Origin of the sequence: Flavimobilis rhizosphaerae (assembly GCF_014852685.1) — a bacterium.
Taxonomy (GTDB): Bacteria; Actinomycetota; Actinomycetes; order Actinomycetales; family Cellulomonadaceae; genus Flavimobilis; species Flavimobilis rhizosphaerae.
The window spans coordinates 1-18,897 of record NZ_JACZDF010000007.1 but is presented as its reverse complement, the minus strand read 5'-3'; the positions used below and the strand labels follow the sequence as shown (position 1 = coordinate 18,897).

Genomic DNA, 18,897 nt, shown 5'->3' with positions numbered 1-18,897 from the left:
GTCGTGCGAAATCAGGACGAGCGTGATCCTAGCGCCTCGTTGATCTCGGCGTCACCGAGCTGTCCGAGCCAGTCGAGCAGCGCCGGGTACGTCGACGGGTTGAGCGCGAGCGCCGCACGCAGCGTCGGCGCGTCCTGGGCGATCTGCGCGAGCGTCGTCGCCGGGGTCTGCGGATCGCATGCCTCGGCCCACGTGAAGCCGGCCTCGGTCCGCTGCGTCCGGTCGTCACCCGCCCCCACCGTGGCGGTCATCGCGGGAAGCTCCGCCCCGGACGCGTCGGACTGGTCGAGCCGGAGCACCTCGGTGACCTGCTCGCCCGCCGGCACACCGGCCTCGGCCGACGAGGTCGCGTCGGTGACGGTATCCGCGGCACCGGCGTACGGAGCCGCAGCCCCGTGCTGGGCACCAGCGGGCCCGGCGACGACGTGCTCAGCAGTGACGTGCTCAGCAGTGACGGCAGGCTCAGCGTGGGTCGCGGGCGCGCCACTCTCGACGGAAGCGCCGAACGCGACGGGCGCTGCCGGAGCCTCGTAGCTGAGCGGCTGCGCGGGAGCGACGTCACCGGCAGAGCCGAACGGCGCGCCATAACCAGCGGGCGCGGCCGGCGCGGACGGTGCCGACGGGGCAGGTGCCGAGGGCGCGCTCGGCGCCTGGGCGAGCGGAGCGACCCGCGGGTGCCAGACGTAGGCCGACGCCGTACCCCCGGCTCGCGGGGTCGCAGGGTTCGCCTCGACGTGCGCGCGCACCGTGGCCGGCAGCGTGAGGCAGGCGATGACCGCGACCGGCAGGCCGACCCCGACGACGAGCGTGAGGAGCGCGACGTGCTGCGACGGGACGAACGCGCTCACCTCGTCGAGACGTGCGACGACGACGAGGACGATGCCGAGACCCACGAGCGCGACAGACGCCGCGAGCGCAGGACGTCGTGCGTCGGCGGGACGGCCGACGAGCATCGACCGGACCTTGAGCGCGACGCCCGCGACGATGAGGGCGACGACAGCGCCCGGGATGAGCGATGCGAGTCCCGGCGACGCGTTCCCGAGGAGGAACGAGCCGTGCGGCGGCGTGCGGTCGTCGATCGCGACGACGAGGGTCGCGACGGCGAGCACACCTGCGAGCACCGCGGTCAGCGAGAGGAGGCCCCTGGCCGTGACGAACCAGCCGATCGCCGGGTCACCCTCGTCCTTCGCCGCGCGCACGACCGCGGGCGACGTCGCGAGAACCGCGACCGCGCCCACGAGGAAGAGGCCGTAGCCGAGGACGGCGGCGCCGACGATGTACGTCTCGCGGCCGTCGGCGGCCGTCACGAACGTGCGGACCGACTCGAGCGGCTCAGAGCCGACCCGACCGCCGGACGCAAAGAGCGCGGCCGCCCAGGTCGACGCGACGACGACCGCGGCACGGCGCCACAGCGCAGTCCGCGAGAACGCCGCAAGCACGGCCGGGGCGACGAGCGCGCCGACGACGAGCACGGTGACGAGGGTGAGGACGACGATGACGCTCGTGAGGTCGTCGATCTTCCGGATCGACTCGGGGACCTGCAGCCGCTCGACGACGATGACCGCGAGCCACGCGACGGGGGCGAGCACCGCGAGGAGGCCGAGCACGACAGTCGTCCCGCGCCAGGACCGCGTGGCCGCGGCATCGAGCGCGAGCGGACCGAGCTCCGAGACGCGAGGGACGGCCGCCAGAGCAGCCGCCGTGAGCGCGATGCCGACGGCCGGGCCGACGCCCTCGTTCCCGCCGACGCGCAGGGAGTCGAGGACGATCTGCGCGACGGCGGAGCCGACTGCAGGGAGTGCGAGGAGGACGCGCGCCCGACGGGTCGAGTGCACGGTCCACGCAGCGGGCAGGGCGCCGAGACGCGCGAGGTACGGGAGCGCGAGCGGGACGACGAGGAGCAGCAGCGAGGCGAGCGCCCACGGCACCGCCGTCGCGCCGCCGGCAGCGCTCCACGGGAGCTGGAGCGCCAGGACGAGGGCGAGCACCCCGAGCAGGTCACGCACGTGGTCCCCGTCGGTGATGTCGTCGAACCGCCCGCGGGGAGCGGTGTTCTCGGCCGGAGCCGACTCGGTGGTGTCACCGAGCGGCGTGCCGCCCACGTTCTCGTCCATGTGGAAGTCCTCCTCCGTCTGCCACGCCCGCACGGCATGCTCGACCGGACACGCCCTGAGCGCGTCGGGGCGAATCTACCGTGACCTTCGCGTGACCGCCCGCCGAACCTCTGAGCGTCAGATCCCGAGCTGGTAGACGCCCCAGTACGCGAGGATGAGTACGACGATGCTGGTCCCGGCGACGGTGGCGCCCGTGGCGCACCAGGCGGCGCGCCCCCGGACGAGCACGCGTGGGGGCTCCTCGCCCAGCTCGAGTGCCTCGCGCGTTCCCGCACGGTGGTCGATGACCCGCTCGACGAGCACCGCTGCGACGACGAGGACCGCGAGGCCGACGAGACGCACCGCGAACCACCCGCCCCACACGACCCAGGCGTCCCGCTCGTAGTCGACCGCGAGGCGGGCGATCGCGACGAGGTAGGCGACGAGCCCGGCGAGCGTCACGAGGGCGAGCACTGGGAGCAGAACCAGCTGGCGCGCGACCACCCCGTCGACGCCCCGCTCGGCCCGCGGGACCACGCGCCTCCGGTCCCGGACCCTCATGGCCGCCGTGATCACCCCACCGGCGCCGACGAGGCTGAGCCCGACGAGCACGATGATGAGCACCGTGTCGCCCGAGCCGAACCAGTGGGGTGCGGGGACGTCAAGGGCGAGGTACCTCTGGAAGGGCTGCGCGCCGGCCACGCGCGGCGTCCCGGACCCGGTCTCCGGCAGGCCGAGGACCCACCCCGTGAGGTCGGCCGCGAACGCAGGCGAGAGCCGTCCGTCGACCTTGATCCCGTGGTTCGCACCGCCGTAGAAGCGGACGAGCACGTCGCCGTTGCCGGCGGTCGTGAGCGCCGAGATGATGTCCCGCGTCCCCTGGACGACGGGCATCGAGGAGTCGTCGGTCCCGTAGGCGACGAGCACGGGCATCTGGAGCGCAGGCAGGTACGGGTCGACGTCGAAGTCCGCGTAGTCGATCCCCCCGCCGGGCAGCTCCATGCCGACCGCGCGCGGGATCGCTCGGAACACGGACTCGGGCACGCCCGTGTTGCGCAGGTAGCTGTCGACCGCGAACGCGGCCTGGGCGCGCGGTGGCACGACGGGCGCGGAGACGAGCGCGACGAACGCGAGCGTCGGGTCGTCACGCGCCATGAGCGGCGCGATCCACGTCCCCTCGGACTCCGCGTAGACGCCGACCCGGTCCGGGACGACCGTCGGCAGCGTCCGCAGGTAGGCGACCGCGGCTGCGTAGTCGCGCGCCATCTCCTCGTAGTCCCGGTGCCTGAGCGACGAGAACTCTGGACGCTTCGCCGGGACGACGGTCGTGACACCGGCGCTCGCGAGCGCGACCGCCTGCCCGACGAAGGCCTTGTCCGACTCCTTCGTCCCGGCACCGTGGACGAAGACGACGCCCGGGGTGCCGGCGACGCCCGCGGGCGAGCGGACCGTCGCGTCGACGTCGTCGTCGCCGATCGTGAGGACGACCCGCTCCGTGACGACGTCGTGCGTCCCCACCGGTGTCGTTCCCTCGGCACCCGCGATCGACGTGTCCGTGACGCTCACCCGGAGCTGTTCCGGCACGGGGACCGGGTCCCACGTAGGTCCGGCGACCGCGCCGACGACTGCGAGCAGGACCGCGAACGCCGCCGTCGTCGTCGCCGTCCTCCCCCAGCCGCCTCGTGCGCGCGCCACGCTCAGAAGCCCAGCCGACCCAGCTGCTTGGGGTCGCGCTGCCAGTCCTTGGCGACCTTGACGTGGAGGTCGAGGAAGACCTTCTGGCCGAGGAGCCGCTCGATGCCCGTCCGGGCGCGGGTCCCGACCTCGCGCAGTCGTGAGCCGCCGCGGCCGATGATGATGCCCTTCTGCGAGTCCCGCTCAACGAAGAGGTTGACGCGCACGTCGACGACCCGGCCGTCGGCGCGCGGCACGATCTCGTCGACGACGACCGCGAGCGAATGCGGCAGCTCGTCGCGCACGCCCTCGAGCGCGGCCTCACGGACGAGCTCGGCGACCATGACGGCCTCGGGCTCGTCGGTGAGCTCCCCGTCGGGGTAGAGCACGGGGCCCTCCGGGAGGTGCCGCACGAGGACGTCGGTGAGCTCGGTGACCTGGAACCCGTCACGTGCTGAGACGGGCACGACGTCGTCCCACTCGCCGAGGGCCGCGACGGCAAGGAGCTGCTCGGCAAGCTCGGCGCGCCCGACCGTGTCCGACTTCGTCACGGCAGCGACGACGGGCGTGCGCCGCCGACCGGTCATGAGGGGCGCGAGCTCGCTCGCGATGAAACGGTCCCCCGGCCCGACCTTCTGGTCGGCCGGGAGGCAGAAGACGACGACGTCGACCTCGGCGAGCGTGTCCCGCACGAGCGTGTTGAGGCGCTCGCCGAGCAGCGTGCGCGGACGGTGGAGGCCGGGCGTGTCGACGAGCACGAGCTGGGCATCGTCGCGATGGACGATGCCGCGGATCGTATGGCGCGTCGTCTGCGGACGGCCCGACGTGATCGCGACCTTCTCGCCGACGAGCGCGTTCGTGAGCGTCGACTTGCCCGCGTTCGGGCGCCCGACGAGGCAGGCGAACCCGGAACGGTGGTCGGTGGCGGTCATGCGTCGGTCCTTCGGTCGGAGGGGGCGGGGCGGTCCTCGGCGTCGTCGTCCTGGTCGGGCTCGAGCCGCGTGACGAGGATCGAGGACACGCGCTTGCGTCGTCCCTCGACCTTCTCGGCGACGAGGTGGAGACCGGCGACGTCGGCGCTCGAACCTAGCAGCGGAACACGCCCGAGAGCCTTCGCGAGCAGACCTGCGACCGTGTCGACGTCGTCGTCCGTGACGACCGTGCCGAGCAGCTCGGAGAGGTCCCAGAGGCTCGTGCGTGCCGGCACACGGAAGACCCCGGGTGAGACCTCGACGGCCTCGACGGCCGCCTGGTCGTGCTCGTCGGTGAGCTCACCGACGATCTCCTCGATCGCGTCCTCCATCGTCACGAGACCTGCCGTGCCGCCGTACTCGTCGATGACGAGCGCCATGTGCGAGCGCGCCGTCTGCAGGTCACGCAGAAGGTCGTCCGCGGGCCTCGACTCGGGGACGAAGTACGCGGCACGCATGACGTCCGCGACGGTGCCGCCGTCCTCTGCACCCTCGACCTGGAGGCGCGCGACGACGTCCTTGAAGTACACGACGCCGCGCACGTCGTCCTCGGAGTCGCCGACGACCGGCACCCGCGAGAAGCCCGAGCGCAGGAAGAGCTTGAGCGCACTGCGCAGCGGTGTCGAGGCGGGCGTCGTCACCATGTCAGTGCGCGGGACCATGACCTCGCGGGTGAGGGTCGAGCCGAGCCCGAAGACCGACCGGATGAGCTCGCGCTCCTCAGCCTCGATGACCTCCGACTCGTTGACGCGGTCGACCATCTCGCGCAGCTCGTGCTCGGTGTGCTCCTCGGTTGCGACGAGCTGCCGGTCCGCGCCGGCGGCCCAACCCGCGAGCCGCAGCGCGACCGCAAGAAGACCCGAGAGCGCCGTGAGGACCTTCGCGGGGTGGTGACGGCCGAACGACCTGGGGCTCAGCCGCACGAGGACGAGCGCGACGAGGGTCGAGACGACGACGGCGAGCCCGAGGACCTGCCACCAGACGTCGAGCATCTCCTCGAGAGAAAGGGTGATGCACGCGGTCGCGACCATCTCCCCGAGGATGCGGAGGAACGACGCGGCGGACGCGGTGCGGCGCCGGTCGGCCGCGAGGCGCTCGACGCGGCGGGCGCGCGGCCCGCCCTCGGCGGCGATGAGCGCGACGGATGCACGGGTCACCCTGAGGACCGCCGTCTCGCCCGCGCTGAGGAGGGCTGCGAGGACGATGCCGGCGGCGGCGAGCGCGAGGAGCAGGCCCGTCATCGGGAGGCGAGGAACGTCAGCAGGAGGTGTCGCTGAAGCGCGAACATCTCCTTCTCCTCCTCAGGCTCGGCGTGGTCGTAGCCGAGGAGGTGGAGGATCCCGTGCGTCGTGAGGAGGAGCATCTCCTCCTCGGTCGAGTGGCCGGCCCTGACCGCCTGGGCAGCCGCGACCTCGGGGCACAGCACGACGTCACCGAGGAGCCCTGCGGGCGTCGGCTCGTCCTCGGACCCGGGACGCAGCTCGTCCATGGGGAAGGACAGGACGTCGGTGGGGCCCGGCTCGTCCATCCACTGCACGTGGAGGTCCGTCATGACATCGGTGTCGACCATGAGGATCGAGAGCTCGGTCTGCGGGTGGAGGTGCATCGCGTCGAGCACGAAGCGTCCGATCGCCGCGAACTCGGCCTCGTCGACCTCGAACCCGGACTCGTTGTTGACCTCGATCGTCATGATCGCCTCTCGGTGCGCCCCGGACCTTGCCGGGGGTCGGAGGTCCCGCGGGACGCGGGACCGGGCTGGGTGACGTCCCAGCGTGCGTATGCCTCGATGATCTCACCGACGAGGCGGTGCCGGACGACGTCCTGGCTCGTGAGGTGGCAGAACTCGACGTCGTCGACGCCGACGAGGACGTCCTCGACGACCTTGAGGCCCGAGCGCACGCCGCCGGGCAGGTCGATCTGCGTCGTGTCGCCCGTGACGACCATCGTCGAGCCGAAGCCGAGTCGGGTGAGGAACATCTTCATCTGCTCGGGCGTCGTGTTCTGCGCCTCGTCGAGGATGACGAACGCGTCGTTGAGCGTGCGACCGCGCATGTAGGCGAGCGGCGCGACCTCGATCGTCCCGGCCTCGAGGAGCCGTGGGATCGAGTCGGGCTCGAGCATGTCGTGGAGCGCGTCGTAGAGCGGGCGCACGTAGGGGTCGATCTTCTCGGTGAGCGACCCGGGCAGGAAGCCGAGCCGCTCGCCGGCCTCGACCGCGGGCCGCGTGAGGACGACGCGTGACACCTTGTGGTCCTGGAGCGCCTGGACGGCCTTCGCGACCGCGAGGTACGTCTTGCCGGTGCCTGCCGGCCCGATGCCGAACGTGATCGTCGACGCGTCGATGGCGTCGACGTAGCGCTTCTGCCCGACGGTCTTGGGGCGGACCGTCCGGCCGCGCGACGAGACGATGTCGACCGTGAGGACGTCCGCGGGGCGCGCGCCGCCGGGCTCGGTGAGCATCGCGATCGACCGCGCGACGACGTCGGGCCCGAGCGGGGTGCCCGACGAGCACACCTCGACGAGCTCATCGACGAGACGCACCGCGAGGCCCACGTCGCCCGCGGGGCCTGTCACCGTGATCTCGTTGCCGCGGACGAAGAAGTCGACGCGCGCGAAGCCGTCCTCGAGCGCGCGCAGCACGGCGTCGCCCGTGCCGAGGAGCGCCACCATGGGGACCTGGGGCGGCACGACGATCCGGTGCTCGAGCCGAGCCTGTCCGCGGGTGCGCGGACCGTCGTCCGTCGGCGTCGACGACGTGGGAGGTGTGCCGCGACGGCGTCCTGCGGCGGGGGTGCGTGTGCGATCGTCCATGGGGCGCGTGCGCTGTCGACCTTCCGGGAGCGTGCGACGCCGGGAGGCGCCGTCGGTCCGAGTCTACCGAGCGGCGCTGCGAGCTCTCACGGACCGCGGGTCTCGTCGCTGTCTCACGTTGGTCTCGGCTCGGCCACGAAGTGGTTTTCGACGCGGCACCTGCACGGACGTCGGGTGACGATGGAAGCACCCCATCGCCTTCCCCTCCGAGAGGTTCCCTCTGATGCGCCGCCGTCCCACCCTTGTCCTCACGCTCGCCGCCGCTGCCGCGGTCATGGCGGGCTGCGCGACAGGCGCGGACCCAGCGCCCACGGGGCCGACGACGGGGACGTCCGTCGCCTCGAGCAGCGAGACGCCCGTGTCCGGCACACCGACGACCCCGCTCGTCACGGTCACCCCCGCCGTCAACGACACGACGCTTCTCGCCGCCCCGCTCGAGGGCGCGACCGTCGAAGGCCCCTCGGTCGAGGTCACGGGCGAGGCCACCGCGTTCGAGGGCACGCTCTCGTGGCTCGTCTACCCGGTCGGCGGCAGCGCCGAGGACCCTGCGCAGCAGGGCTCGGCCGACACCGGCGCGAACGGTGAGATCGCGCCGTTCGCGTTCACGGTCGACCTCGAGCCGGGCGAGTGGGTCGTCCAGGTCTTCGAGGCGAGCGCCAAGGACGGCACGCCCCTGCGTCCCGTCGCCGTGACGTTCACGGTGTCCTGACCGAGCCGCGCACCGCCCGGGACACGACGGAGCCCGCACGGTCTGCCGTGCGGGCTCCGTCGTCGTCGGCGTCGCATTCTCAGCCCCAGCGGCCGAGCCGCTGGGCGAGGAGCGCGAGCGCGACCGGTCCGGCCGTCGACGTCCGCAGGACGTGCGGGCCGAGGAGAACGGTCTGAGCTCCCGCCTCCTCGAGCTCCGTGAGCTCATCGGCGGCGATGCCGCCCTCCGGGCCGACGACGACGAGGATCTCGACGCCCTCCCCCGGAGCCGGCACACGAGCACCCGCGAGCGGCTTCTCGGCCGACTCGTGGAGGACGAGCACGGCACCGCCCGCCGCGACGACCTCGCGCGTGCGCGCCGCGAGCGACGTCGTCGTCACGGACTCCTCGACGCGCGGCAGTCGCGCCCGGCGCGACTGCTTCGACGCCGCGCGCACGGTCGCGACCCAGCGAGCGCGCGACTTCGCGGCGCGGTCGCCACGCCACACGACGATCGAGCGCGACGCCTGCCACGGCACGACGGCGTCCGCGCCGACCTCCGTGGCGGCCTCGACCGCCATCTCGTCGCGGTCGCCCTTCGCGAGCGCCTGGACGAGTACGAGCGCCGGCTGCGGGAGCGGCTCGTGGACGACCTCGTCGACGGCGAGCCTCACCTTCGACTCGTGCACCGACTCGATCGTGCAGCGGGCACGCACCCCGGCGCCGTCGACGACGTCGACGGCCTCCCCCGGCCGGCGCCGCTGGACGACGCCCGCGTGCCGGCCCTCTGGCCCGTCGAGAAGGTAGTGGTCGCCCGCCGCGAGCTGGTCGATGCCGGACGCCTCGGCGAGGAAGACGGGTGCGCTCATGGTCGTCGACCCTAGCCTTTCCGCGACTGTGCCGCCGATGTCGCTCAGCGACCGGAGAGCTTGTCCTTAAGACGGCTGAACACGCTCGGGTGCGCCGAGGCGACCTTCGCCTCGGGACGCTCCTCGCCGCGCAGCGCGGCGAGGCGGCGCAGCAGCTCGGCCTGCTCGTCGTCGAGGTCGTGCGGGACGCGCACGTCGACATGGACGTCGAGATCGCCGCGTCCACCGACGTGGAGGTGCCCGACGCCGAGGTCGGCGAGCGTCACGACGTCGCCCGGCTGCGTGCCCGGCGGGAACGTCACGTCTCGCGGTCCGTCGAGCGTCTCGAGCTCGATCGTCGTGCCGAGCGCCGCCGCCGTCATCGGCACCTCGAGCGTGCAGTGGAGGTCGTCGCCCCGACGCACGAACACCGGGTGCTTGCGCTCCCGGATCTCGACGTAGAGGTCACCAGCCGGACCTCCCGCCGGGCCGACCTCGCCCTGACCGGAGAGCTTGATGCGCGTGCCCGTGTCGACGCCCGCCGGCACGTCGATCGAGATCGTCTGGCGCGTCCGCACGCGACCCTCGCCCGCGCAGTCGACGCACGGCTCGGGGATCGTCGTCCCGTGCCCCTGGCACGCCGCGCACGGCTGCGTCGTCATGACCTGGCCGAGGAACGAGCGCGCGACACGCTGGACCGAACCACGGCCCTGGCACACGACGCACGTCTGGACCGACGTGCCGGGGCGCGTGCACGCGCCGCCGCACGTCGAGCACACGCGCGCGGTGTCGATCGTCACTTCCTTGCGAGCCCCGAACGCGGCCTCCGCAAGGTCGATGTCGAGGCGCAGGAGCGCGTCCTGGCCGCGCCGCGTGCGCGGCACGGGGCCGCGCTGGGCCTGACCACCACCGAAGAACGTCTCGAAGATGTCCTGGAAGCCGAAGCCGCCCGCCTGGCCGCCACCCGGCGCCGACGGATCCGTGCCCATGTCGTAAGCCTGGCGCTTCTCCGCCGTGCCGAGCACCTCGTAGGCGCGCGTCACGTCCTTGAAGCGGTCCGCGCCCTCCTCGCCGGCGACGTCCGGGTGGAGCTCGCGCGCGAGCTTCCGGTACGCCTTCTTGATCTGGTCCTGCGTCGCGTCACGCGGCACACCGAGGATCTCGTAGTAGTCCGTCACAGGGGTTCTTCCTGGTGGTGGGTGGAACGGTCAGGGGACGGCGGCTCGCGCCGGCCCGGTCACGTCGTGATGATGCGGGTGAGGTAGCGCGCGACCGCGCGCACCGCGGCGATCGTCTGCGGATAGTCCATGCGGGTCGGGCCGATCGAACCGAGGAGCGCGACCGCGTCACCCTCGGCGCCGTAGCCCGCCGTGACGACCGACGTCTCGGAGAGGCCGACGTGCGGCATCTCGTGACCGATGCGCACCGCGACGCCCGCCGAGTCCTCCGTCATCTCGGTGAGGAGGCCGAGGAGCACGACCTCTTCCTCGAGCGCCTCGAGCACGGGTCGCAGCGCGTGCTCGAACCGCATCCCGGAACGCGCGAGGTTCGACGTCCCCGCGAGGACGATGCGCTCGTCGGACTCGAGGCCGAGCGTGTGGACGAGAAGGTCGGAGATCTCGCGGAGGAGCGGCCGTTCCTCAGGGACGAACTGCTCCGGGAGCGACTCGAGCGCGGTGCGCATCTCGGGGAGCCGCCGGCCGAGGCACGCCGCGTTGAGGCGCGCCCGCAGGCGTGCGAGCGATTCCTCGTCGACGTCGGACGACAGCTCGAGCGTGCGCTGCACGACGCGGCCCGTGTCGGTGATGACGACGACGAGCAGCCGCGAGCCCTCGACGGGCACGAGCTCGAGGTGACGCAGCCCCGATCGTCGCAACGACGGGTACTGGACGACGGCGACCTGCTGCGTGAGGTGCGCGAGGAGGCGCGAAGCACGGACGATGACGTCGTCGAGGTCGACCGCACCGTCGAGGAATGACGTGATCGCACGGCGCTCGGGCTGCGAGAGCGGCTTGACCTCGGCGAGGCGGTCGACGAAGAGGCGGTAGCCCTTGTCCGTCGGCACACGCCCGGCCGACGTGTGCGGCTGCGCGATGAGGCCCTCCTCTTCCAGGACGGCCATATCGTTGCGGATCGTCGCGGGCGAGACACCGAGGCGGTGCCTCTCAGCAAGCACGCGCGAGCCGACGGGCTCGCGCGTCGTCACGTAGTCCTCGACGATCGCGCGGAGCACGTCGAGGCGGCGGTCCGCAGCCGTCCCGTGCGTCGACATCATGCTCCTCCCTCAGCTCTCACACCCCCGAGATTCGCACTCTCAGGGTCCGAGTGCCAATCCTACCCGCGTCCGGACGCAGACGGTCAGCGACGCACGCCACACACCCGACGCTCCCTCGCGCGCCGACCCCACCGCCTTAAGGTGTCGGGATGCACGACCGCTACGGATCCGACGTCCTCGGGGGCGACCCCGCGACCCACCACCGGCGCCGCCCAGTCGCGCGCCCCGTCGCCGCGCAGCGCGGGACGGTCGTCGAGGAGGTGACGACAGGCTGGGTCGGCGCCGTCGTCCGCGTCGAGAAGTCGGGCGGCATGCACGTCGTCGAGCTCGAGGACTCCCTCGGCCGCACCCGCACGTTCCCGCTCGGCCCCGGGTTCTGGATCGACGGTGAGCCCGTGATCCTCGAGGCGCCCGTCATGTCCCGGGCGCCCGCCGCACCCACGCGCACCGCCTCCGGCTCGGTCGCCGTCCGCGGCGCCCAGGCGCGCGTCGCCCGCGGCTCGCGCCTCCTCGTCGAGGGACGCCACGACGCCGAGCTCGTCGAGAAGGTCTGGGGCGACGACCTGCGCGTCGAGGGCGTCGTCGTCGAGCTCCTCGACGGCGTCGACAACCTCGAGGCCTACGTCCGCGACTTCGCACCCGACCGCACCCGCCGGCTCGGCGTGCTCGTCGACCACCTCGTCGCGGGGTCCAAGGAGCAGCGCGTCGCCGACACCGTCCTGCGCCTCGTGCCACCCGGCACCGTGAGGATCGTCGGGCACCCCTACGTCGACGTCTGGGAAGCCGTGAAGCCCGCGCGTGTCGGGCTCGAGGCCTGGCCGCGCATCGACCGCTCCGTCGAGTGGAAGGTCGGGATCCTCCGCCACCTCGGCTGGGCGCACGCCGACCAGGCCGATGTCGCCCACGGCTGGAAGCGGATCCTCGGCACCGTCCGCTCGTGGACCGACCTCGAGCCCGCGCTCATCGGGCGCGTCGAGGAACTCATCGACTTCGTCACCGAGCCAACGGGCTGACGCACGCCTCGAACGCTGTCGGCCCGGCCCCCGCGGACGGGGTGCCGGGCCGACGTGCCACGCGGACGGGAACGTCAGGCGGGCTGCTCGCCGATGACGCGGCGGTAGGCGAACGCGAGTGCGACGAGCGCGATCGGGGTCGTCACGAGCGATCCGACAAACACGATGCTGCCCGCTGCGGAGACGATCGCGACGACGATCGCAAGCAGGATGGCTGAGCCGAGGTTCTTCTTGACGACATCGATGCTCGCCTTGATCGCGTCGATCGCGCCCATGCCCTTGTCCATGACGAAGTGGAGCGCGAAGAGACCAAAGAACATGACGACGAGCGGTCCGATGATGGTGATCGCCGTGATCGCCGCTGCCAGGCCGAGGACGGCGGAAGCAAGCACGACCTGACCGAGGTTGGGAATCTTGAAGAAGTCGCCGAACGACACCCGGCCGGTCCGCGTGACGACGAGCGACGCGTTGACCTGCCCCGCTTGCGCGAGGAACCCGAGGACGAGGCTGAGCACGACGAGGAGGATGAATCCACCCCCGAGGCCGGCCGCAAAACCGCCCGCCGCGTCAGGGTTGCTGAGCGCCGCAAGGAGGCTTCCCCCGACAAGCACCGCCGAGAGGATCGTGATGACGATGCTCACTCCCGCGAGCCACGCGAGCGTGCCGAGGATCAGTGCGGCGACATTGGACGTAAAGCGCTCCCAGCCGTAGGAGAGCGCGGAACCGATGTCGAACGGGTCGGCCGCGGCTCCGAAGTTCTGCGGCGCACCATACGACTGCTGCTGGCCGTACGGCTGCTGCGGAGCACCGTAGGGCTGCTGCGCGCCGTACGGGTCAGCAGGAGGCGTCGTCCCGAAGGCGGGCTGCCCGGCAGGCGGAGGCGGCGTCGCACCGTACGGCGCCGAAGGGTCCGGCTGCGCGGGCGTACCGGCAGGCTGCTGCCCGTAAGGGTCCGAGGACCCGCCCGGGTACGGAGGAACGTTGCTGTCGGACATGGGATGCTCCTTGGATCGGGGCAGGACGGACCGGGTTCCCCTCGAACCCGGTTCGACGCGCACGAATGCACGTCACCGCCCACAGCGTAGTGATCCGCGCCACCGTCCGCGCGTCGAAGGCGCGTGTGTCGCCGGTCGTCTCAGTCCGTGAGGTCACGGACGACGGCATCGGCGAGCAGCCTCCCGCGCCTCGTGAGGAGAGCACGTCCCCCGATCGCGGCGCGACCGTCGAGGAGGCCCGCCGCGACCTGGCCGGCCACCGCGCGCCGGCCAGCGGCCGAGAGCTCGGCAAGATCGAGACCCTCGGCAAGACGTACTCCGAGCATGACACGCTCGAGCGTGGCCGTCGGGGCGTCGAGCAGCTCCCGTCCCGCCGCCGGGCTCTGCCCGGCGGCGAGCATCGTCGCGTAGCGCCGCGGGTGCTTGACGTTCCACCAGCGCACGCCCGCGATCTCGTCGCCGTCGTCCCCGACGAGGGGTCCGCCGACGTACGAGTGCGCGCCCGGACCCACGCCCCACCAGTCGTCGCCGCGCCAGTATGCGAGGTTGTGCCGGCACGCCGCGACCGACCCGTCGGCGCGCTCACGCGCCCAGTTCGACACCTCGTACCAGCGCAGGCCCGACGCCGTGAGGAGCTCGTCGGCAAGTTCGTACTTCGCGGCCTGGTCGTCCTCGTCGGGAAGCGTGAGCTCACCCCGGCGCACCTGCACCGCCATGCGCGTGCCCGGCTCGACGACGAGCGCGTACGCCGAGACGTGGTCGACGCCTGTCGCGAGCGCCGCCTCGACGCTCGTCCGCCAGTCGTCGAGCGACTCCCCCGGCGTGCCGTAGATGAGGTCGAGCGACACGTCGAGCCCCGCGTCGCGCGCCCACGCGACGACGTCGGGGATGCGCGCCGGGTCGTGCGTGCGCTCGAGCGTCGCGAGGACGTGCGGGACCGCGGACTGCATGCCGAAGGACACGCGCGTGAACCCCGCGTCCGCGAGCGTCCGCAGGTACTCCGGGCTCACGGAGTCCGGGTTCGCCTCCGTCGTCACCTCGGCACCGTCCGCAAGACCCCACGCGTCACGGAGACCGTCGAGGATCCGCGCGAGGTCCCCCGCCGGGAGGACCGTCGGCGTTCCGCCGCCGACGAACACCGTCGAGACCTCGCGTGCCGGCAGACCCGCGTCCGCGAGGACGTGTGCGCCGAGCTCGATCTCCGAGAGCGCCGTCGTCGCGTACGAGTCCTGGCTCGCGCCCCCGCCGAGCTCGGTCGCCGTGTACGTGTTGAAGTCGCAGTAGCCGCAGCGCACCGTGCAGAACGGCACGTGGACGTAGACGCCGAACGCGCGCTGCGGCGCGCCCGAGCCGCCCGCCCAGCGGGGAAGCGCACCGTCCGCCGGCGCAGGATCCCCGTCGGGCAGCGCGGGACTCACTTCTTGCCCTTGTCCTTCGGATCCGCGGCGTCTGACGAAAGCGCGGCGATGAACGCCTCCTGGGGGACGTCGACCCGCCCAATCGTCTTCATGCGCTTCTTGCCCTCCTTCTGCTTCTCGAGGAGCTTGCGCTTGCGCGAGATGTCGCCGCCGTAGCACTTCGCGAGGACGTCCTTGCGGATCGCGCGGATCGTCTCGCGCGCGATAACGCGCGCACCGACCGCCGCCTGGATCGGCACCTCGAACTGCTGCCTCGGGATGAGTTCCTTGAGCTTGCCCGTCATCATGACGCCGTACGCGTACGCCTTGTCCTTGTGGACAATCGCGCTGAACGCGTCGACCTGCTCGCCCTGGAGGAGGATGTCCACCTTGACGAGGTCCGCCGCCTGCTCGCCGACGACGTCGTAGTCGAGCGACGCGTAGCCACGCGTCTTCGACTTCAGCTGGTCGAAGAAGTCGAAGACGATCTCTGCGAGCGGCAAGAAGTACCGCAGCTCGACGCGGTCGGCGGACAGGTAGTCCATGCCCTGGAGGTCGCCGCGCTTCGTCTGGCAGAGCTCCATGATCGCGCCGATGAACTCGCTCGGCGCGAGGATCGTCGCCTTGACGACAGGCTCGCGCACCTCGCCGATCTTGCCGCCCGGAAACTCGGACGGGTTCGTCACCGTGACGACGCTCCGGTCCTCCATCGTCACGTCGTAGATGACGTTGGGGGCCGTCGAGATGAGGTCGAGGTCGAACTCACGCTCAAGACGCTCACGGACGATCTCGAGGTGAAGCAGGCCGAGGTAGCCGACGCGGAAGCCGAAGCCGAGCGCCACCGACGTCTCGGGCTCGTAGACGAGCGCCGCGTCGTTGAGCTTGAGCTTGTCGAGGGCGTCGCGCAGGATCGGGTAGTCCGAGCCGTCGATCGGGTAGAGACCCGAGAAGACCATGGGCTTGGGGTCGCTGTAGCCGCCGAGCGCCTCCGCCGCGGGCTTGAGCGCGTTCGTCACGGTGTCGCCGACCTTCGACTGGCGCACGTCCTTGACGCCTGTGATGAGGTAGCCGACCTCACCCACACCCAGACCGTCCGTCGGATGCGGCTCGGGCGCCGAGACACCGATCTCGAGAAGATCGTGCGTCGCACGCGTCGACATCATCGAGATGCGTTCGCGCGGGTTGAGCTTGCCGTCGACGACACGCACGTACGTGACGACGCCGCGGTACGTGTCGTACACGGAGTCGAAGATCATCGCGCGTGCAGGTGCGTCGGCGTCACCGACGGGCGGCGGCACGGTCTCGACGATGCGGTCAAGCAGCGCCTCGACGCCCACACCTGTCTTGCCAGACACCTTGAGGACCGACTCCGGGTCGACGCCGACGAGGCCCGCGATCTCCTCGGCGTACTTCTCTGGCTGGGCGGCTGGCAGGTCGATCTTGTTGAGGACCGGGATGATCGCGAGCTCGTTCTCCATCGCGAGGTAGAGGTTCGCGAGTGTCTGCGCCTCGATGCCCTGCGCTGCGTCGACGAGCAGCACCGCGCCCTCGCACGCCGCGAGCGACCGCGAGACCTCGTACGTGAAGTCGACGTGCCCGGGGGTGTCGATCATGTTGAGCGCGTACGGGGTCCGTGTTCCGTCCGTGCCCTCGAGCACCCACGGCATGCGGACCGCCTGGGACTTGATCGTGATGCCGCGCTCGCGTTCGATGTCCATGCGGTCGAGGTACTGCGCGCGCATGGCACGCTGCTCGACGACGCCCGTGAGCTGGAGCATGCGGTCGGCGAGCGTCGACTTGCCGTGGTCGATGTGGGCGATGATGCAGAAGTTGCGCAGGAGCTCCGGCGCGGTCGCGGCGGGCTGGATACGTGCCGTCTCGGCTGCGGAAGGGATCGGAGTCACGGACCCCATTCTCCCACGGGTGCGGGGCGGCGAGGACACCGTTCCGAGCGTCGTGCCGGGATCCGGGTCGGGCACGGCAGCGGCCTCGTCCGGCGGGAGTCGTCTGTGCGCGATCGGGAACGCCCACGGGGTGGGCGGCAGCGCCGCCCACCCCGTGGGTCTGTGCTGGTCGGCCGTCGGCCGACCGTGATCATCGCGTCAGCGGCGAACGATCTTCAGGGACGAGCGCCCCTTGAAGCTCGACGTCGACGTGTAGGCCTTCGACACCGTGTCGGGGCGGTACGAGACTCGCACCGCAGGCTTCTTGCCGACGCCAATCTTCGACGCAGGGATGCGGACGGCGTACGTGCCCGCCTTCTTCACCGTCGTCCGGACGGTCGCCTTGCCGACCTTGATGGTGAGGAGGCCACGGACACGAGGAGCGTTCGTCGCCGACACCCGGACCTTGACGAGGACCGTGCTGCCGTACTTCTTCGTGCCCTTCGACACGCTCACCTTGATCTTCGAGGCGATCTTCGGGACGGCGACGGTGCGGGCAGACTTCGAGGTGGCCTTCGTGTAGCCGTCACGCGTTCCCGAGACGACCACCGAGATCCTCTTGCCGACCTGCTTCGTCGTGACCTTGAGCTTCGACTTCGTCGCGCCCTTGATGGCCTTGCCGCTCGCGTACCACTGGTACGTGACCTTGCTCGGCTTCTCGGTCCACGTGGTGCGTGCGGTGAGCGTCGAGCCCACCTTGCGCTTGCCGTCGACCTTGACAACAGCCGGGGCGAGCTTCTTCGCCGCGACCGTCACAGGTGCCGAGGTGGCCGAGGCCGCCTCGTAACCGGCGACCGTCGACGTCACGACGACCGCAACCTTCGCACCCACGAGCGCAGGCGCAAGCACGAGCTTCGACGAAGTCGCACCAGCGATCGCGACACCGTTCTTCGTCCACGCGTACGTCACCGTGGCGCCCTCGACCGTCGTGGCCTTCGCCGTGAGCGTCGAGCCGACCTTCGCCTCACCCGAGACGACGACCGACACCGCAGGCTTGGCACCCTTGGCGACCGTCACGGCCTCCGAGGTAGCCGACGCCACCTCGTAGCCGGCGACCGTCGACGTCACGACGACCGCAACCTTCGCACCCACGAGAGCAGGCGTGAGCACGAGCGTCGCCGAGGTGGCGCCGTCGATGACCGCACCGTTCTTCGTCCACGCGTACGTCACCGTGGCGCCCTCGACCGTCGTGGCCTTCGCCGTGAGCGTCGAGCCGACCTTCGCCTCACCCGAGACGACGACCGACACCGCAGGCTTGGCACCCTTGGCGACCGTCACGGCCTCCGAGGTGACGACCGTCTCCGCGTAGATGCCGGCCGGGTACGTCACGACGACGGCGATAGCAGCACCGACCATCTCCGGCGTGAGCACGAGCGTCGCCGAGGTGGCGCCGTCGATGACGGCACCGTCCTTCGTCCACGCGTACGTGGCGGCGGAACCCTCGACCTCGGTCGCGGCCGCAGTGAGCGTCGAGCCCACCGTCGCCGTGCCCGTGACAGTCACTGCAGCGTCAGCCGCGGCGCCCTGCCTGAAGTCGGACGTGACGCCCCACACCGTGATCGTGGAGACGGTGACGGTCGCGGCCGAGTAGACGCCGTAACCGATGACGTCCACCGACGGCGCGTAAGCGGCCGACGCATACGTCGCCGACGCAGCCTCAAGAGCCGCGACGATGACGCCGAGGTCGTGAGCACCAGCAGCCAGACGGACCGCGCCGCCGTTGTCGTAGATCGCACGCGACGTTGTCCAGACATCACCCTCGACCGTGACATCCTTGCGGAGCGTCGTGAACTGCTCGTCCTTCGCCGCGTCAGCCTTCTTCGTGGGGCCGTAGTACAGCGGAACCTGGTGGAAGAGCTCACCCGCCTCAGCATCCGCCTCGACCGCGACCGAGTCGATGAGCGTCTGGAGCGAGACGCCCGCAAAGCGGGCCGCGTCGCCCTTGATGAGCTGGTTGACGCCACCCGTGAGGACCGCACCCGCAGGCGAGAGCGTGATCGTGCCGAGCTCGGACTCCTTCCAGTGACCCTGGTGCCATGAGTCGTAGTTCTCTTCCGTCTCCGGGAAAGGCTTGATCGAGCCGTGCGGGACCTTGACGGTCGAGTCGGTGGGCAGCGCAACGCCGAACGTCGTCGTCTCGCCCCACACCGTGATCGACTTCACGAGCACGGACGAGCCCGCACCCGAGTA

General features: G+C 71.5%; 14 protein-coding genes and 1 pseudogene. 2 read left to right on the top strand and 13 right to left on the bottom strand.

Features of this window, described 5'->3' with window-relative positions:
• Window positions 1–11: 11 nt before the first annotated feature.
• The 6 genes from IGS67_RS11620 to IGS67_RS11595 all read right to left on the bottom strand — a co-directional run bounded on the left by IGS67_RS11620 (window position 12) and on the right by IGS67_RS11595 (window position 7,549).
• Complete coding sequence (locus tag IGS67_RS11620) at window positions 12–2,114, bottom strand: DUF7937 domain-containing protein (RefSeq protein ID WP_192281612.1); 2,103 nt, start codon at window positions 2,112–2,114, stop codon at window positions 12–14.
• A 117-nt stretch (window positions 2,115–2,231) separates the two neighbouring features.
• The gene (locus IGS67_RS11615; protein ID WP_328742555.1) at window positions 2,232–3,788 is read right to left on the bottom strand and encodes an alpha/beta hydrolase family protein; all 1,557 of its coding nucleotides are present in this window, start codon (window positions 3,786–3,788) and stop codon (window positions 2,232–2,234) included.
• Window positions 3,789–3,790: 2 nt separating this feature from the next.
• The gene (gene era / locus IGS67_RS11610) at window positions 3,791–4,699 is read right to left on the bottom strand and encodes a GTPase Era (protein ID WP_192281229.1); all 909 of its coding nucleotides are present in this window, start codon (window positions 4,697–4,699) and stop codon (window positions 3,791–3,793) included.
• Window positions 4,696–5,979, bottom strand: coding sequence for a hemolysin family protein (locus tag IGS67_RS11605; protein ID WP_192281226.1), 1,284 nt, complete (start codon window positions 5,977–5,979; stop codon window positions 4,696–4,698). The genes era and IGS67_RS11605 overlap by 4 nt, the downstream gene beginning before the upstream one ends.
• Complete coding sequence (gene ybeY / locus IGS67_RS11600; RefSeq protein ID WP_192281224.1) at window positions 5,976–6,428, bottom strand: rRNA maturation RNase YbeY; 453 nt, start codon at window positions 6,426–6,428, stop codon at window positions 5,976–5,978. The genes IGS67_RS11605 and ybeY overlap by 4 nt, the downstream gene beginning before the upstream one ends.
• Window positions 6,425–7,549 (bottom strand): PhoH family protein, encoded by a 1,125-nt coding sequence (locus tag IGS67_RS11595; protein WP_192281221.1) that lies wholly within the window; start codon window positions 7,547–7,549, stop codon window positions 6,425–6,427. The genes ybeY and IGS67_RS11595 overlap by 4 nt, the downstream gene beginning before the upstream one ends.
• Window positions 7,550–7,772: 223 nt before the next feature.
• On the opposite strand from IGS67_RS11595, the gene IGS67_RS11590 reads away from it, so the two are divergent.
• A complete protein-coding gene (locus IGS67_RS11590; RefSeq protein WP_192281218.1) occupies window positions 7,773–8,258 on the top strand; it encodes a Gmad2 immunoglobulin-like domain-containing protein in 486 nt (161 codons plus the stop codon).
• Between the two features lie 79 nt (window positions 8,259–8,337).
• Here IGS67_RS11590 and IGS67_RS11585 read toward each other — a convergent pair whose 3' ends face one another.
• The 3 genes from IGS67_RS11585 to hrcA are packed head-to-tail and all read right to left on the bottom strand — an operon-like array spanning window position 8,338 to window position 11,356.
• Entirely contained in the window at window positions 8,338–9,105 is a 768-nt protein-coding gene (locus IGS67_RS11585) for a 16S rRNA (uracil(1498)-N(3))-methyltransferase (RefSeq protein ID WP_192281215.1), read from the bottom strand.
• 44 nt (window positions 9,106–9,149) lie between these two features.
• Window positions 9,150–10,262: a molecular chaperone DnaJ gene (gene dnaJ, locus IGS67_RS11580; RefSeq protein ID WP_192281212.1), complete on the bottom strand. Its 1,113-nt coding sequence runs from the start codon at window positions 10,260–10,262 to the stop codon at window positions 9,150–9,152.
• A 59-nt stretch (window positions 10,263–10,321) separates the two neighbouring features.
• Window positions 10,322–11,356, bottom strand: coding sequence for a heat-inducible transcriptional repressor HrcA (gene hrcA / locus IGS67_RS11575; RefSeq protein ID WP_192281209.1), 1,035 nt, complete (start codon window positions 11,354–11,356; stop codon window positions 10,322–10,324).
• 152 nt (window positions 11,357–11,508) lie between these two features.
• On the opposite strand from hrcA, the gene IGS67_RS11570 reads away from it, so the two are divergent.
• Entirely contained in the window at window positions 11,509–12,372 is an 864-nt protein-coding gene (locus tag IGS67_RS11570; protein ID WP_192281206.1) for a DUF3097 domain-containing protein, read from the top strand.
• A gap of 74 nt (window positions 12,373–12,446) precedes the next feature.
• Here the strand turns inward: IGS67_RS11570 and IGS67_RS11565 are convergent, their stop codons facing one another.
• From IGS67_RS11565 to IGS67_RS11550, 4 genes and pseudogenes are all read right to left on the bottom strand, one after another.
• On the bottom strand, window positions 12,447–13,367 hold the full coding sequence (locus IGS67_RS11565) for a DUF2189 domain-containing protein (RefSeq protein ID WP_192281202.1): 921 nt from the start codon (window positions 13,365–13,367) through the stop codon (window positions 12,447–12,449).
• A gap of 140 nt (window positions 13,368–13,507) precedes the next feature.
• On the bottom strand, window positions 13,508–14,785 hold the full coding sequence (gene hemW, locus IGS67_RS11560; protein ID WP_192281198.1) for a radical SAM family heme chaperone HemW: 1,278 nt from the start codon (window positions 14,783–14,785) through the stop codon (window positions 13,508–13,510).
• A complete protein-coding gene (gene lepA / locus IGS67_RS11555) occupies window positions 14,782–16,677 on the bottom strand; it encodes a translation elongation factor 4 (RefSeq protein WP_235978227.1) in 1,896 nt (631 codons plus the stop codon). Before lepA ends, hemW begins: the two co-directional genes overlap by 4 nt.
• A gap of 189 nt (window positions 16,678–16,866) precedes the next feature.
• Window positions 16,867–18,897: pseudogene (locus tag IGS67_RS11550) on the bottom strand (hypothetical protein); the annotation flags it as partial.

Excerpts from the sequence above, each read along its gene's own strand:
- IGS67_RS11620 (WP_192281612.1), bottom strand. The coding sequence starts at position 2,114 with ATGGACGAGAACGTGGGCGGCACGCCGCTCGGTGACACCACCGAGTCG.
- era (WP_192281229.1), bottom strand. The coding sequence starts at position 4,699 with ATGACCGCCACCGACCACCGTTCCGGGTTCGCCTGCCTCGTCGGGCGC.
- IGS67_RS11605 (WP_192281226.1), bottom strand. The coding sequence starts at position 5,979 with ATGACGGGCCTGCTCCTCGCGCTCGCCGCCGCCGGCATCGTCCTCGCA.
- ybeY (WP_192281224.1), bottom strand. The coding sequence starts at position 6,428 with ATGACGATCGAGGTCAACAACGAGTCCGGGTTCGAGGTCGACGAGGCC.
- IGS67_RS11595 (WP_192281221.1), bottom strand. The coding sequence starts at position 7,549 with ATGGACGATCGCACACGCACCCCCGCCGCAGGACGCCGTCGCGGCACA.
- IGS67_RS11590 (WP_192281218.1), top strand. The coding sequence starts at position 7,773 with ATGCGCCGCCGTCCCACCCTTGTCCTCACGCTCGCCGCCGCTGCCGCG.
- IGS67_RS11585 (WP_192281215.1), bottom strand. The coding sequence starts at position 9,105 with ATGAGCGCACCCGTCTTCCTCGCCGAGGCGTCCGGCATCGACCAGCTC.
- hrcA (WP_192281209.1), bottom strand. The coding sequence starts at position 11,356 with ATGTCGACGCACGGGACGGCTGCGGACCGCCGCCTCGACGTGCTCCGC.
- IGS67_RS11570 (WP_192281206.1), top strand. The coding sequence starts at position 11,509 with ATGCACGACCGCTACGGATCCGACGTCCTCGGGGGCGACCCCGCGACC.
- IGS67_RS11565 (WP_192281202.1), bottom strand. The coding sequence starts at position 13,367 with ATGTCCGACAGCAACGTTCCTCCGTACCCGGGCGGGTCCTCGGACCCT.
- lepA (WP_235978227.1), bottom strand. The coding sequence starts at position 16,677 with ATGGGGTCCGTGACTCCGATCCCTTCCGCAGCCGAGACGGCACGTATC.